This is a genomic window from Paenibacillus aquistagni (assembly GCF_900177815.1).
Lineage (GTDB): Bacteria > Bacillota > Bacilli > Paenibacillales > Paenibacillaceae > Paenibacillus_B > Paenibacillus_B aquistagni.
In genome coordinates this window covers 112,771-129,097 of the sequence record NZ_FXAZ01000009.1, presented here as the reverse complement: position 1 = coordinate 129,097, position 16,327 = coordinate 112,771, and the positions used below count along the sequence as shown (strand labels likewise).

Annotated in this window: 12 protein-coding genes; 11 read left to right on the top strand and 1 reads right to left on the bottom strand. The window is 47.0% G+C overall.

What is annotated here, in order from left to right; translation table 11 throughout:
* Positions 1-371: 371 nt before the first annotated feature.
* From B9Y93_RS22755 to B9Y93_RS22745, 3 genes are all read left to right on the top strand, one after another.
* On the top strand, positions 372-1,886 hold the full coding sequence (locus B9Y93_RS22755; RefSeq protein ID WP_085498592.1) for an alpha-L-fucosidase: 1,515 nt from the start codon (positions 372-374) through the stop codon (positions 1,884-1,886).
* Entirely contained in the window at positions 1,883-2,845 is a 963-nt protein-coding gene (locus B9Y93_RS22750; RefSeq protein WP_085498591.1) for a sugar kinase, read from the top strand. Before B9Y93_RS22755 ends, B9Y93_RS22750 begins: the two co-directional genes overlap by 4 nt.
* Before the next feature lie 66 nt (positions 2,846-2,911).
* Positions 2,912-3,577, top strand: a complete 666-nt coding sequence (locus B9Y93_RS22745) for a bifunctional 2-keto-4-hydroxyglutarate aldolase/2-keto-3-deoxy-6-phosphogluconate aldolase (protein ID WP_085498589.1) — start codon at positions 2,912-2,914, stop codon at positions 3,575-3,577.
* A 147-nt stretch (positions 3,578-3,724) separates the two neighbouring features.
* Here B9Y93_RS22745 and B9Y93_RS22740 read toward each other — a convergent pair whose 3' ends face one another.
* Positions 3,725-3,952, bottom strand: coding sequence for a GNAT family N-acetyltransferase (locus tag B9Y93_RS22740; protein ID WP_244903542.1), 228 nt, complete (start codon positions 3,950-3,952; stop codon positions 3,725-3,727).
* A gap of 399 nt (positions 3,953-4,351) precedes the next feature.
* Here B9Y93_RS22740 and B9Y93_RS22735 point away from each other — a divergent pair, with 399 nt between their 5' ends.
* The 8 genes from B9Y93_RS22735 (at position 4,352) to B9Y93_RS22700 (ending at position 16,185) form a co-directional block, all read left to right on the top strand.
* Positions 4,352-6,790, top strand: coding sequence for a glycoside hydrolase family 95 protein (locus B9Y93_RS22735; RefSeq protein WP_085498587.1), 2,439 nt, complete (start codon positions 4,352-4,354; stop codon positions 6,788-6,790).
* A 209-nt stretch (positions 6,791-6,999) separates the two neighbouring features.
* A complete protein-coding gene (kduI, locus tag B9Y93_RS22730; RefSeq protein ID WP_088548731.1) occupies positions 7,000-7,830 on the top strand; it encodes a 5-dehydro-4-deoxy-D-glucuronate isomerase in 831 nt (276 codons plus the stop codon).
* Positions 7,831-7,867: 37 nt separating this feature from the next.
* Positions 7,868-8,674, top strand: coding sequence for a gluconate 5-dehydrogenase (locus B9Y93_RS22725; protein ID WP_085498583.1), 807 nt, complete (start codon positions 7,868-7,870; stop codon positions 8,672-8,674).
* 155 nt (positions 8,675-8,829) lie between these two features.
* Positions 8,830-10,626 (top strand): DUF2264 domain-containing protein, encoded by a 1,797-nt coding sequence (locus tag B9Y93_RS22720; RefSeq protein WP_085498582.1) that lies wholly within the window; start codon positions 8,830-8,832, stop codon positions 10,624-10,626.
* Positions 10,627-10,752: 126 nt separating this feature from the next.
* Complete coding sequence (locus tag B9Y93_RS22715) at positions 10,753-11,946, top strand: glycoside hydrolase family 88 protein (RefSeq protein ID WP_176229011.1); 1,194 nt, start codon at positions 10,753-10,755, stop codon at positions 11,944-11,946.
* Positions 11,947-12,005: 59 nt separating this feature from the next.
* On the top strand, positions 12,006-13,769 hold the full coding sequence (locus B9Y93_RS22710) for a sensor histidine kinase (protein WP_085498580.1): 1,764 nt from the start codon (positions 12,006-12,008) through the stop codon (positions 13,767-13,769).
* Positions 13,744-15,345, top strand: coding sequence for a response regulator transcription factor (locus B9Y93_RS22705; RefSeq protein ID WP_085498579.1), 1,602 nt, complete (start codon positions 13,744-13,746; stop codon positions 15,343-15,345). The genes B9Y93_RS22710 and B9Y93_RS22705 overlap by 26 nt, the downstream gene beginning before the upstream one ends.
* A 36-nt stretch (positions 15,346-15,381) precedes the next feature.
* Complete coding sequence (locus B9Y93_RS22700; RefSeq protein WP_085498577.1) at positions 15,382-16,185, top strand: carbohydrate-binding protein; 804 nt, start codon at positions 15,382-15,384, stop codon at positions 16,183-16,185.
* The last annotated feature ends 142 nt before the right edge of the window (positions 16,186-16,327 follow it).

Below are 16,327 nucleotides of genomic sequence, written 5' to 3'. Positions count from 1 at the left end.
TGCTTAAAGTAGCCATACGGATTCACAAGTTGCTTCAATTATTTTGTAATACGTTAGGTAGGCGGTATCTCATAGGGATGCCGCCTTTTTGTGCGCTTCGGCTGCGTGCTTCTTGGCACAGCATTGTGCTAAAAGGGGTATTTCCCAAGCGTACTGCAGGAGACGGAAGCGCATAGTTAACGGGGAGTGTCCGAATTTAAGAGCGAGTGCCTAATAAAGGTCAAAATATTGCATGTTTATAAAAAAATAATGCGTACTTCTACCTATTGTTGATCTGCTACTATGAACTAAAGTTCGGTTCTACCTTCTATATTCATACGTAGGATACCTTTCAATCTGTTGATTAAGGGAAAATGAGATGGGGGTCAGCAATGGTTGTGAACAACAGTGGCGTTATGAGTGCAGAGCAAGTGAAAGCCGCGGCGTTGGTGCGGCCGTCGGAGCGGCAGTTGGCCATACAGGAGATGGAATTTTATGCATTTGTGCATTTTACAGTAAATACGTTCACGGACCAAGAATGGGGCAGTGGGCAGGAGCAGCCGGATATTTTTAATCCGAAGCAGTTGGATGCACGACAGTGGGTACGCGCTTGTAAAGCTGCAGGGATGAAAGGGCTGATTCTGACCTGTAAGCATCATGACGGGTTTTGCTTGTGGCCGAGTGCCTATACGGAGCATTCGGTGAAGAATAGCCCTTGGAAAGATGGCAAAGGTGATGTCGTTCGTGAGGTGGCGGATGCTTGTCGCGAAGGCGGGTTGAAGTTTGGCATTTATTTATCGCCTTGGGATCGTCATGAGGCTTGTTACGGGAATTCCCCTGCTTACAATGAATATTTCAAGAATCAATTGCGCGAGCTGTTGACGGGGTATGGGGATCTCTTTTGTGTATGGTTTGATGGGGCTTGTGGTGAAGGTCCGAACGGCAAGCGGCAAGTGTATGATTGGAATGGCTATTATGCATTGATTCGTGAATGGCAGCCAGCGGCGAGTATTTCGGTCTGCGGACCGGATGTGCGCTGGTGTGGCAATGAGGCGGGGCATTGCCGCAGGTCGGAGTGGAGCGTAGTACCTGCGCAGCTGCAGGACAAGGAGAGCATTCAGGAGCATTCACAGCAGGAGGATGATGCTGAATTCGCCAAGCGTTTCACTTCAGAGGATGAAGACTTGGGCAGCCGCGACATCATCGCCAATGTATCGGAGCTTGTCTGGTATCCAGCGGAAGTGGATACGTCGATTCGTCCAGGATGGTTCTATCATGCGAGTCAAGATGATCAAGTCAAGTCACTGGATGAGCTGCGGAACGTGTATTATGGTTCGGTCGGAGGCAATGCTACGCTCCTGCTTAATATTCCTGCTGATACGCGCGGACAGCTTCACGAGAATGATGTGCAGCGATTAGAGGAGCTCGGGGCTTGGATTCGCCATACGTTTGAGACGAATGTGGCGCGTGATGCAGCTGCTGCGGCTAGTGAAGCGATGGCTGGACATGAAGCAGCCCATGTATTGGATGGCAATTCAGATACATTTTGGGCACCTGAGCAAGGTACAGAGATGGCGAGTATCACTGTCGACTTGGGAACTGAGCAAATGTTCGATCATATCGTACTGCAGGAGTATCGCTATACGCAGAGGATTGAGCGATTCAGCTTGGAGTATTGGCAAGCCGATGCTGCTGCAACTGAAGAGGCAAGCACAGATACAGCCACTGGCACGGGGGAATGGCGGTCAATTCAAGATGGCACGATTATCGGTCACAAGCGAATTTGCCATTTTCCAGCCATAAGCAGCAGCCGCTTGCGTTTAACGATCACTAGCTCACGCTGGTGGCCGAACTTGTCCGCTTTCGAAGTATACAATAGTCGGGTTCAGGATGGTGAGGGCGAATGAATAATCGGAATGCTCATCCGGAAGTGGTCACCTTCGGGGAAAGTATGGCCCTATTGATCGCCGAGGGAGGAAAAGGTCTTGAATATACATCGAATTTGACGCCCTCCTTTGGTGGAGCTGAGACGAATGTAGCGATCGGCTTGTCAAGGCTTGGACATTCCGCAGGCTGGTGCGGCCGGCTTGGAGATGATCCGTTCGGGCATCGGATTTATAAGATGGTGCGGGGAGAAGGAGTAGACGTTACACGTACTTCATTCACAGATGAAGCTCCAACAGGACTTATGATTCGAGAGAATGCGGCCGGAAGAAGCACGGTTTATTATTACCGCAAGCTGTCGGCAGCTAGCAAGATGGCGCCGGAGCATTTGGATGAGGAATATATTGCTGGGGCAAAGATTTTGCATATAACCGGGATCACACCCGCGTTAAGCACATCCTGCGCGGAGACGGCGGCAGCAGCGATGGACATCGCGAAAAAGCATGGCGTTAAGGTGAGCTTTGATCCGAATTTGCGCTTAAAGCTTTGGAATGTGAAAGCAGCGCAAAAGGTTTTGCTGCCATTAGCGCTAAAAGCAGATTATTTTTTGCCGGGATTAGATGAATTGAAGCTGTTGTATGAGACGGAATCGATGGATGAGATCATTAGCAAGCTCAGCGAGCTGTCTGCTGTAAGCGTGATTAAAGGCGGCGAGGACAAAACCTATATGCTGGAAAACGGTAATCTCTCAGCGGTTCCTTACTATAAGGTTGAGCATGTAGTCGATACGGTAGGAGCTGGAGACGGCTTCTGCGCTGGATTTTTAGCTGGCTTGCTGCGGGATTATAGTCTTGAGGAGGCGGTTCGTCTCGGTAATTTAATCGGTTCGCAGGTCATTCAGACGGTTGGGGATTGGGAAGGCCTCCCTAGTGGAGCGCAAATCGAGCGATTGCTTGCCGGTAAGATGCATGTTGAGCGGTAAGATGTGTTTTATTTCATAGAGAACCAGTAATAGAAACGGCATTCGATAAATGGGGAGGAGAACAACATGAAGAAAATGCAGATTACGCAGAAGATTGTGCATGAAGGTGTCGTTGCCGTACTCCGCGGAGAGTCGGCAGAAGAAGTTGTCGCCATGGCAGAGGAAGCGATACGCGGCGGAATTAAAGTGATAGAGATTACGATGACCGTTCCATTTGCGTTGAGAGCGATTGAGACACTAGCTCAAACCTATAAATGGAATTCATCGGACGAATCTACTTATGCGATTATTGGCGTAGGAACCGTGCTGGATGCTGAAACGGCACGTGCGGCGATTCTCAGCGGCGCTCAATTCGTAGTGTCCCCTTTCCTTAGTGCTGAGACCGTAACGATGTGTAACCGATATCGCGTACCAGTTATGCCAGGAACGATGACCATTAAGGAGATTAATGAAGCCATTGAGCTTGGAGCCGATATCGTCAAGCTGTTCCCAGGCAACCTGTATGAACCATCCGTAATCAAGGCGATCAAAGGCCCATTGCCGCAGGCTAACATTATGCCAACTGGCGGTGTGTCGTTGGATAACCTTGGCGAATGGATGAAAGCCGGAGCGGTAGCGGTTGGGATCGGCTCCGATCTGACGAATGAAGCCGTAAAGAACAACGATCTATCATTGATTCGGAAGAAAGCTGCTGCTTATGTCGATGCCTATCGTCAGGCAAAAGAGATCTAAAATATAAAGAGCAAGTACCAAGGTCAGAGAAGCCTTGATACTTGCTTTTTCTCTCATTAATCGTTGGATCTTGATACGTTTTTTCTAAATAACATTGGACTAATGGTTAGCCACGATGAACTCGAATGATGTTGGTGAACAGAAGAATTACTTCTGCTGTTCATTGTATTTCAAATGTAAAATGGGGTAAGGGCGGCCTGCTCCATCCGTCAAATCTTCACCGGTTATTGCAAAACCGCTTTTTAAGTAAAACCTTGTCGCATTCTCATTTTGTTTATTCACATCAACGGACGTGATCCCAAAACCATTGATGCATATTTGCATCATTTGTTTCCCATACCCTTTGCCAATGTTGTCGGGATCGAGAAATATCACGCTCCTTTCATCACTTCTTTGAAAATGGTGATCGTAAATCTCCAGTTCGTATATGACTTCATGCTTACCACTCTTTTCAGCATTATATTAATCGATTTGCAATCAAACGGATTTTACTTTAATTATCCACATTATCATATGTAGTTAGTGCCATTCAATAGCTGTTCCTCTCTTTTACGGTATAACGACATTATCCCTTTTCTCCGTTTACCCGTTTATTTTCTTCCGATAATCGATCATGAAAGAGCAGTTGAAGCATACGGGATGTCAATAAACAACACATACATGGTCATAATCGTGCATCTATTTGTAGGCAGAAAGTCGATATAATGGTGCGAAGTATGATACTGGAGAAGCAAGCTATTGCACATGACTCTTAAAAGAAATGAGGGTAGCTTAATGAATCATATAAACAGCTATTATTTGCTTGAGCAGACAGCAGCCAGCAAATGGACCGAAGCATTTCCAATCGGCAACGGGCGCTTAGGGGGAATGGTATACGGGGGGATACAGCGCGAGCACATTCAATTGAATGAAGATTCGATTTGGTACGGTGGCACCAGAGATAACGATAACAGCGCTGCGCAGGCGGCACTCCCGGAAATTAAAAACTTGTTGCTGCAGGGTAACGTACGCAAGGCAGAACAGCTAGTGTTGAAGCATATGACGAACGTACCTCAATATTTCCACCCTTATCAGACACTAGGCAGCTTGTTTTTGGATTTCGATGCGAATATAGACGTTCATGCAATCAATCATTATGGTCGTAAGCTAGATTTGGATCATGCCTTGGTTCAGGTAAATTATGAAGTGGAGCAGCAAGAGGCAGCTGCGGAAGCCAAAACGGCAGCTGAGGCTGCAGGTGAAGCTCGGGCAGATGCCATTCAGTACTGCCGCGAGATGTTTGCTAGTGCTGCCGATCAAGTGCTGGTCATCCGGTTGACAACGACCGATACAGCTGGCTTAACCTTTACAGCTAAGATCGACCGTAGACCGTTCAACGGAGAATTTGTTGATACAGATGATGAATTGGCCATCTCTATGCAAGGACAATTAGGAGCAGATGGCGTACGTTACGCCGTTGTGATGCGGGCAGTCGCTGAAGGTGGACAATGTCAGACGGCGGGCAATTATCTTGATGTTCGCCAAGCTCGTGCTGTCACGCTTATTGTAGCAGCGCAGACTTCCTTTCGCTGTGCGGAACCCTATGCTGCTGCATGGCAGCAGGCGAGACAGGCAGCAAAAGTGCCATATGAGACTTTGAAGCAGCGGCATTTGGATGATTATAAGCCGCTGTTTAACCGTGTGACGTTGGATTTGGAAGCGGTGGAAGGAAGAAGAGCTGAGTCACAGCAGCAGATTCATGGACAGCAATGCTTGTCCACGTCAGAGCGATTGGAACGATATCGGCAGGGTGCCGCTGATAATGGGCTTGAGGCGCTGTTTTATCAGTATGGGCGATATCTGCTGCTTGCCAGCTCCAGACCGGGAACGCTGCCCGCTAACTTGCAAGGAATCTGGAACGACAGCTATACGCCTCCATGGGAATCGGACTTTCATCTGAACATTAACTTGCAGATGAACTACTGGCTTGCCGAGACGGGGAATTTAGCGGAATGCCACATGCCGCTGTTTGACTTTATTGAACGCTTAGTCGTCAATGGACGCCGAACAGCGCGCAATATTTACGGCGCACGCGGCTTTGTTGCTCACACGAGCAGCAATCTGTGGGCGGATACAGGCATTTACGGCCAATATGTGAGCGCCAATATGTGGCCGATGGGTGGCGCATGGATTGCGCTGCATATGTGGGAGCATTATTGTTACAACGGCTCACTGTCGTTTTTGCGCGAACGTGCGTATCCGGTGTTGAAAGAAGCGTCGTTATTTTTCCTAGACTTCTTATACGAGCTGCCATCCGGCCAACTGGTAACCGTACCCTCACTATCACCAGAAAACTCATATCGCAGTGACCAGGGGGAAGTCGGGGCGCTATGCTATGGTCCGTCGATGGACTCGCAAATTTTGCATGCGTTGTTTACAGCATGTATCCGTGCTGGTGAGCTGCTGCAGCAGGATGCAGAAGGGAACATGGAACAGCTGGACAAAGAAGACAAAGCATTATTGGAACAGTGGCAGCATGTGCGCAGTAAGCTGCCGCAGCCGCAAATCGGACGCCATGGGCAAATTATGGAATGGGCGGTTGACTATGATGAAGTCGAGCTCGGGCATCGTCACATTTCTCATCTATTCGCTTTGCATCCAGGGGAACAGATCATTCCTCATCACAGCCCTGAGCTTGGACAAGCTGCTAAGTTCACGCTGCAGCGGCGCCTTACCCATGGTGGAGGACATACGGGCTGGAGTCAGGCGTGGATCGCCAACTTCTGGTCAAGGCTGGATGAAGGAGATCAGGCACATCTGAGCTTACGCAATCTATTAAGCACAGCGGTGCATTCGAACTTGTTCGGCGACCATCCTCCATTCCAAATCGATGCCAACTTTGGTGGAGCAGCTGCGATGCAAGAGATGCTGTTGCAGTCGCACGGGGGTGAAATCCGGTTGCTGCCCGCTCTTCCGAGTGCGTGGCAGCAAGGTCATGTTACGGGCTTGCGTGCCCGCGGTGGATTCGCCGTTGATATGGCTTGGCAGGCAGGTAAGCTGCAGCAGGCGCAGATAACGTCTATGCTTGGTAAGCCTTGTGTTATTTATAGTACGGTTCCGCTTGCTTTTGATACGGATAAGCCATCAATGGCAGTAACCGTATCACAGCCTGCGCCACATACGTATCAGCTGGATATCCCGCTTGGAGCGACGATTACCGTAAGCTTAGCGTAGGTTCCGCTTGAGTATGTATGCATGGCAAGGAAATAAAAAAGTAAGAAAGGCAATAAAGTCAAAATTGTACACATTCGAGCAAAATTATTAACTTACTAATGCTGGGTGTATTCACTATGATGGTTGTAGGTTCAATATCGAATAATCGCAATGTTCATTGTGATGATTCAAGTCTATGATATCGGGAGGAACGAGTAGAAATGCAAACTATGGAGACACGCTACGCGTATGCGCCAGAATCGATCGCACGTATGACAACAGAAGAATTGCGTAAGGAGTTTTTAGTGGAGCAGGTGTTTGTTCCCGGTGAAATTCGTTTGACTTACTCGCATAATGACCGTTTGATTTTTGGTGGCGTAACACCTGCGAATGAGCCGTTGGAGATTAAGCTTAATAAAGATTTGGGCGTGGAGTACTTTCTGGAGCGTCGTGAATTAGGTGTCATTAATATCGGTGGTCCTGGGTTTATTACGATTGATGGTGTACGTGAAGCGATGAACAATCAGGATGGCTACTATATCGGAAAAGAGACAAAAGAAGTGCTGTTTGCTAGTGCAGATGCTAATCATCCAGCGAAATTTTATATTGCTTCAAGCCCAGCTCATCACAAATATCCAAATGTGCGTATTTCCATTGATAACATTAAGCCAATGGAGACAGGCGCTGATAACACTCTGAATAAGCGCAAAATTTATCAGTATGTTCATCCGAATGTGTGTCAGTCCTGCCAGCTGCAAATGGGCTATACGCACTTAGAAGAAGGCAGCGCTTGGAACACGATGCCGTGCCACACGCATGAACGGCGCATGGAAGCATATGTTTATTTCGATTTGGAAGGCAACAACAAAGCATTTCACTTCATGGGCAAACCGGATGAAACGAAGCATCTTGTTGTCGGCAATGAGCAAGCGATTATCAGTCCAAGCTGGTCGATCCACACCGGTGTCGGCACGAGCAATTATACGTTTATCTGGGCTATGTGCGGCGAGAATATCACGTACACGGATATGGATATGGTCGATATGGACGATCTAAAGTAGATAAATAAATTGGGTATATAGAGAGGGGAATATGAAGATGACACCATTTTCGGTAGATCGATTTCGCCTTGATGGCAAGGTAGCTCTCGTTACAGGTGCCGTGTACGGGATCGGATTTGAATTGGCAAGCGCTATGGCGCGTGCGGGCGCAACCATTGTATTTAATGACCGCAAGCCAGAAGGTGTAGAGCGCGGCATAGCGGCTTATAAAGAAATGGGCATTGAGGCACATGGATATGTATGCGACGTGACCGACGAGCCAGGTGTCCAAGCGATGGTAGAGCAGATTGAAGCGGAAGTCGGAGTTATTGATATTCTAGTCAACAATGCTGGCATTATTAAGCGGATTCCAATGATCGAAATGAGTGCGGAGGAGTTCCGTGAAGTGATTGATATTGACTTGAACGGGCCATTTATTGTTTCCAAAGCGGTTATTCCAGGCATGATGAAAAAAGGCGGCGGAAAAATTATTAATATTTGCTCGATGATGAGTGAACTAGGACGGGAGACCGTGTCTGCTTATGCTGCTGCCAAAGGCGGTCTTAAGATGCTGACCCGCAATATCGCTTCTGAGTATGGCAAATATAACATCCAATGTAATGGTATCGGGCCAGGCTACATTGCGACGCCGCAAACAGCGCCGCTGCGTGAACTTCAAGCTGATGGCAGCCGTCATCCGTTTGATTCCTTTATTATTGCGAAGACGCCTGCAGAGCGTTGGGGCGATACAGAGGATTTGGCAGGTCCTGCCGTATTCTTGGCTTCACCTGCTAGTGACTTTGTCAATGGGCACATTTTATATGTTGACGGAGGCATTCTTGCTTATATTGGGAAGCAGCCTTAATTTCGAATAGTAGATTAATATATAGAGACTAACAGAAGTATGCTGCTGTTAGTCTTTGTACGTTATTTGAGTGTACGATGTGAGTGATAAGGGTTGTTGTGCTGTGAAAACTGTTGAAGGAAGCGTGAATAATCGTGATGGAGAAAATACGTAGCATGCAGTGGAATCATCGTGATGATATAGCGGAAGCCCTGTTGACGTTAGTGCAGCCTCTAAGGTCGCGGGCAGCAGAACAGCCTGGACACTTAGCGCTAGGAAGCCACGGCACGGTCTATACTGAAAATCGCAGAGATGCCGAAGGATTCTTGCGAATACTGTGGGGCTTGGGACCTTACCTTGTTCATTATGAAGATGAACAGCTGCAGCATCAATGGATGCGTGGACTAGCGGCGGGCTGCAACCCGCACAGCGAGCATTATTACGGCAAGATGATGGATGGCGATCAGCTGCTGGTCGAGATGGCATCTATCGCGACTACACTGCTGCTTGCACCGGACAAGACGTGGAATATTCTATCCGAGATGGAACAGCAGCAGTTGGCAGACTGGTTATGGCAAATTAATGAGCGCCGCTTGGCACCGAATAACTGGCACTTCTTTCGCATCTTAGTGAATGTGGCACTGAAGCGGCTTGGAATGAAGTACTCGCAGGAGAAGATCGAAGAAGATTTTGCTCTGATTGAGTCGTGTTATGTTGGCGATGGCTGGTATTTCGACGGTGTAGATCAGCAGTTTGATTATTACATCCCATGGGCGTTTCATTACTATAGCTTAATCTACGTTAGATTCATGGCGGATGAAGATCCGGAGCGGGCAGCTAGGTTGAAAGAGCGGGCGATCCTTTTTGCGCAGAGCTATCAGTATTGGTTTGATAGCAAGGGAGAGGCGATTCCTTTTGGCCGCAGTCTAGCGTATCGCTTCGCGCAAGCAAGCTTCTGGAGCGCGCTTGTGCTGGCCGATGTTGAGGCGCTGCCATGGGGCGTCATTAAAGGCTTGTATGCGCGCAACATGCGAAGCTGGATGAACCATCCTATTTTTACGGCAGATGGCGTGCTGAGCGTAGGCTATCATTATCAGAACTTGGTGATGGGCGAGGGATATAACGGTGCGGGTTCCCCGTATTGGGCGTTCAAAAGCTTCTTATTGCTTGCAGTTTCAGATGACCATCCTTATTGGCAGGCAGAGGAAGTTGAGCAGAAGGTGTCGCCGGGTCGACTGTCGCTGCCGAGCATGAAGGCGATGATTGAGCATACGCATCATTCGCGACATGTGCTTATGTATCCGGTAGGTCAATTTATCGGTTATCAGAACCATGCTTGCGCCAAGTACTCTAAATTTGCCTATTCGACGGTATTTGGCTTTAGTGTGCCGCGCAGTAATTATTACTACTACGAAGGTGCCTTCGATAGTGTGCTTGCGGTTAGTGAAGATGGCGTGCATTTTCGTGATAAGCCGCTCGATACGAGCTATGAGCTGCATGAGGATCGGCTTGTGCATAACTGGCAGCCGCAAGTTGGCGTTATGATTCGCAGTACGATTGTTCCTTGTGGCGACAGCCATGTACGCATTCATGAGCTGGAAACGAGCCGCTCCCTCATTGCCTATGATGCCAGTTTCTCAGCGCCATTCCACACGGTTAGCAGTGGCGACACAGCTGTAGTCGAGACAAGCTTGGCAAGTTACCAGTCGCCTGTAGGCAGCACCATCGCCAAGGCGGTTACAGGATTCACACAAGCAGAGATGATTCGCGTCGAGCCTAATACCAATCTATTCTTTGAGCGCACGTTGATGCCTGCACTGCGTGCTGAGCTTCAGCCAGGCACACATGTATTAGTAAGCGTGATGGCTGGAATTCCTACTGGCTGCGAGTCGCAGCTGCCTGAGGTGAAGCTGACAGAAGAAGGCGTCATCGTGCACTATAACGGGCAAACGACAACGGTGAAAGTGAAATAAGAGGAACGCGAATCAACTCAAAAAGTAAAAATTGTTCACGCAACCATAAAATAAACGCTACATTATATGAAATGTATGCGCTATCATATAGTTAGCGTAGAGTATTTTTCGACAGAGAGGACTGAAATGCAGATGTCTACAGAGGGGATGCAAACAACGGCCATGCAAGCCAATCAACTTTACACGCAAGCAATTGAAGACATTTTAGCAAAAACGCTAATGAATATCGAGAAGTTTGGAGCTCAGTTCCCGCATGTTAGCCTTAATGGAAAATATCAATTGAATAATAATGACGATTGGACAAATGGCTTCTGGTCAGGAATATTGTGGCTATGCTATGAGTATTCACACGATGAGCGCTATCGGCAGGCTGCGGAAGCTACGGTGGATCGTTTTCAGAAGCGCTTTGAGCAAAAAGTTGTCTTGGATCATCATGATATTGGATTCTTATACAGCTTGTCTTCCAAAGCGCAGTGGATCATAACAGGCGATGAGCGCGCTCGTGAGCTGACATTGGCTGCAGCTGATCATCTCGTAAAACGTTGGCGCAGCACAAGCGATGGCAGCGGTTATATTCAAGCTTGGGGAGCGCAAGATAACGAGCAAGAGGCGGGTCGTATCATTATCGATTGCTTGCTGAATCTGCCATTGTTGTATTGGGCAAGTGAGCAGACTGGTGATCCAAAGTATCGTGAAATTGCAGAGATCCAAGCAGAGAAAACACGGCGCTATCTTGTTAGAGGCGATGATAGCTCGTATCATACTTTCTTCTTTGATAGCAAGACGGGCGTTCCCATCGGCGGCGCCACCCATCAGGGCTACAGCAACGGTTCGACGTGGACGCGGGGACAAGCTTGGGGCGTATACGGTTTTGCGCTTTCCTATCGTTATACGGGAAATGCGGCATTTTTGGATACTTCGAAGCGTATGGCGCGTTATTTCCTTGAGCATTTGCCTGAGGACAGTGTTGCGTATTGGGATTTCAATGCGCCTGTTACGGCTGATACGTATCGCGATAGTTCCGCTTCAGCGATTGTAGCCGCCGGATTGGCGGAGCTTATCCCACATTTGGATGCTGCCGATCCTGATCGTCCTTACTTCGAGAAGATGCTCGCAGCCAGTATGGAGTCGTTGATTAACCACTATGCTACGATTGGCGACGATGCAGCGGAAGGCTTGCTTAAGCACGGTTCGTATTACGTCCATGGTGGTTTGTCCCCTGATGATTATATGATTTGGGGCGATTATTACTACTTGGAAGCGCTCATGCGCCTTGCCCGGGATATTCCTGGCTATTGGTATGAGCGTAAATTGAAATAGGAAGATCAAGTGGCATGAACCGTAACGGATGACGAAGGAAGGGAAGTGACGTTAACCTCATGTTCCATTTAACTTATTATAAACGAATGTTACTTTCCTTCATGATCTTTATGATCGTACCGATGTTAGCTGTATCTGTGCAGTCGTTCTATTTAATTAAGGAATCGATGCTGGATAAGCTGCATGCAACGAACGAAAACATGTTGAACGTAATCGGTGCAGAATTCAGCAAAACAATCGATGATGCTACGTTTGCCTCCCATTTTATTGTAAACGATGCAGGCTTCAAAACGACCTTGCGTCAATTCGCTGATGTGAAGCAGTTAAATAGTTTTGCTGATTATGAGAATTTCTCACAAATCAGAGCTGTATTTTCGCTTATCAATTCGAAAACGTTGAATAGGCAGACGCACATGTACTTAATTAACCGCCAGCAGTTTATTATCCCTTCAGGAGAAGATGAACCGGCTCAACTATTGCCCCATTTACCTAAATTGTATAGCAAAATCAATTTCGAACAGCCAGAACGGCTGCAGTGGTTAGGACTGCTTGAAGAAGAAGGCGCGAGTAAATATTATATCGCTCGTGTCATCTACGATCGTGTCAGTAAAGAACATACGGCTGTGCTGCTGATCGGAATTGAACAATCTTATTTCGAAAATGCATTACAATCGGTTAAGTCATGGGATGTTGCGCTCTTGGATGAACATGGTGATCGAATTGCCGGCTCCGCCCAATTGCTTGCATCAGACGCCAATAAGCTGGACGATCGCATGCGTTCGGAAGTTGTGTTGAGCAAAAACGGTTGGAAGCTTGTGTATGAGATGAGCAACAACACGTTTCGAAGCATCTTTTCAAGGACCGTTTATATCAGTCTTTTCGAAGTCCTGCTCATTGTTATTTTATTTTCTTTGTTTGCCCTTCTGATCTCTAAACGATTGCATCGTCCCATTGAGCATATGCAGCAGGTTGCAAGACAATTTGGCAAAGGCAAGCTTGATGTGAGGCTGCAAGTGAAGGGACAAGATGAGTTTGCTGCGGTCAGCACAACGATTAATCAAATGCTGGATCAATTGCAGAAATCCATTTATGAGATGGGACAGCAGCAGGAACAGACACGGGTAATGGAACTAGAGGCGTTGTTTATGCAAATTCGTCCCCACTTTCTATTGAATACCCTTAATTCAATCAAGTGCAGCTTAATGCTGCAGAATGATCGACTGCATAGCGGCATGGTCGACTCACTAATGAGTTTATTGCGCGCCTATATGAAATTCAACACACCTTCAACCATGCAAGAAGAATGTGAGCTATTGGCCCATTACGTCGATATTATGCAAATGCGCAGTGATATTCGAGTACAACTGCATGTTGATGTAGAGCCGCCCATTCAATCTCTTAAGTTTCCAAAATTATTACTGCAGCCGCTGGTGGAAAATGCTATCGTACATGGTTTTGTCGATATGGATGCTGATGAAGACATGGAGGGCGATAATACGAGGCGCCAGCAGTCTCAAATCTGGATTTCAGCCTATCAAGACATAGATGCCATCATCATTGAGGTTGCCGACAACGGAATAGGCATGGATGAGTCCATGCTGCAGCTGCTGAATGAAAGTATGCTGGCTTGCAGTGATGAACCTAATCCTGATTATAAACGAATAGGGTTGATTAATGTTGCTCAACGTTTGAAACTATCTTTTGGGTTAGAGTCTTTGCTTTCATTTGCACATAACGTTCATGGGGGCATAACAGCAAAAATTCAGATTCCAGTGAAAGCAGGCGGGGTGGAGACTAGTGACATACAAAGTGATGCTTATTGATGATGACGTGCCTATGCTCAAATTATTGCAGCAGATGATTGATTGGGAACAATTGCAGTTGAAAATTGTAGCTGCTACGTATTCCAGCGTAAAAGCCGTTCACTTGTTTCAACAGACTGCTCCAGACATCGTCATAACGGATATAGGCTTGCCGCAGACGAATGGGATTGAGCTGGTAAAACAGTTTCTTTGCATCAAACCGGAACTGCGTGCCATCTTCTTAACTTGTCATGAAGATTTCAATTATGCGACACAGGCGCTTAAACTTCAAGCTGACGATTATTTAATAAAAGATCAGTTAACACCAGAGCAGCTTCAGCAAAGTTTGCTTAAGTCGCTGCGCTTGCTGCAACAGCAATCATCCTCGGTTAGTGTTCAACCTTCTAGCTACAATCAACAGCTATTCAAGCAAGGATTAATACAGCGTGTGCTTGATGAGACAAATGTGGACGAGATGCTCAAATATGCTTCTAGCATAGGCGTGAATTGGAATCATCCTTGGTTCATGCTCAGTCATGTGCATGTACAGTATGCGAGCTACGATGAACATTACCTTCAGCAATCGTTATCGTTAATTTACTATGCCATCCACAATATTGCGGAAGAGCTGGCCAAAACGTACGAAGGGATTACGCCATTTTTACGGGAGCAGCACCTTGTGATTGTATACAACTACAACGTTAATCTGGCTGATAATAATGTGTTGAACTTTAACAGCTATCTGCTCACCTTGAAGGAGCGAGTAGCTAAATTTATGAGGCTGAATGTTGTAAGCGTTACGATTACAGATAAGCTGCAGCTTAAGCAGCTTAGTGCGTGTTATCACTCCTTGCTGCGCCATAAATATGAGTTTTATGTTGGGGAGTCGATGGTGATTGATGACCGGCAGCAGGGGATGAGACCAACATGGCAGCCCTTGCTTGAAGGGGAGCTGGATCATTATAAGCTTGAATTAAGGCAGGCACTAGATAGACATGATGTGGATGGCATTCAGCATGTTCTAGCGAATATGGAGCGCAGCTTCCGAGAGAGACCAGTGGAGCCTCATGTATTGATGCATGAGCTGCAAGTTTGCTTGCGCGAACTGGCAATTGCCGCTTCTATTCGAATCGATGAAGCCGAGGCGATCTATGATTATATGGAGCAGGCACGGACTTTAGCTGATGTGCTTAAGCTGGCTGAACGTCTGTTGACAGCAATAGCCTTGCTTAACGGTAAACAGGATAAACAAAGACGTGATTCATTAGCTGGTAATAATGAACCAAAGCTGCAGCAAATCCAATGTTTTATCGAGCAGCATTTAGCAGATAGTGTGACATCCATTGATATTGCGAACTATTTGTATTTGAATCCTAGTTACTTCTCTCGCTATTTTAAACGTATGACGGGCAGTAATTTCACAGATTATGTGCATCAGTATAAAGTCAACATTGCTTCGCAGAAGCTGAAAACATCAGGACAGACCCTAGAGCAGATCGCATTGGCACTAGGCTACTCAGACCGTACCTATTTCTCTAAAGTATTCAAGAAATACATGGGCGTAACACCAAGTGAATACAAGAATAAATACTCGTAATTCATTTACCAAAAAAGAGGAAAGAGATGATAATAGATGACATCATTAACTCAGCTTACAATTGAAATTCACGATGCGAATCATGCTGTATTGGCAGCCGCTGCTGATCAGGGGCAAGCCCAGCTTGTCTATCGTCAGGCCTATCAAGAGGGTGACCAAATTGTTGTCAAGAGTGAGCATCCCCGCCAATATTTGATGCTGCAGCTTGACGATACGATGCCGGAAACGTTCGTCTATTTAGCGACAACCAGCTATCGGCTTACGATTCCATTTGGAGAGAAGAAAATTTCCTATAATCCGAAATCATACAGCGGCGACATCCATGCGCTTAGCGTGCGACTAGCGACTGCAGCGGAAATCTCCAGTTACAAAAATGTAGCCCTTAATCCGTTCGACCAACATGAGAATGACAGTTGTTATCCGCATGCGATCGCGAATGTGGAAACACGCGGCGAGTCCGTGTTTGCCGCACGCAATGCCATTGATGGCAATTGTTTTAATGCAGGTCACGGGGCGTGGCCATTTGAGTCGTGGGGCATTAACCAACAAGATGACGCTGAGATGAGCGTGCAATTTGGCCGTACGGTAGCAATTGACGCCATCGCTCTTACGCTGCGAGCAGACTTCCCTCACGATAATTATTGGGAGCAAGCAACCGTCTGCTTCTCCAATGGGGGTTGTGAGACGATTCAGCTCACGAAGACGAATGCAAAGCAGGTCATTAAGCTTAAGCCGCGTCAGGTAGAATCGCTGACATTAAAAAACTTAATCAAGTCCGCTGACCCGTCGCCGTTCCCTGCGCTAACGCAAATTGAAGTGTATGGCTCTGAAGTAAAGTGAGCGCATAGTTTGCAGCTTGATGCAAAAGCGACATTTATAAAAGATATAGGATGCCCTGCTCGCTGTAGTGGCATTCTATATCTTTTTTCGTACTAAGGTCAAAATTTTCCCTGTGGAAGGTCATAATCCGTCCTAGGCTCTC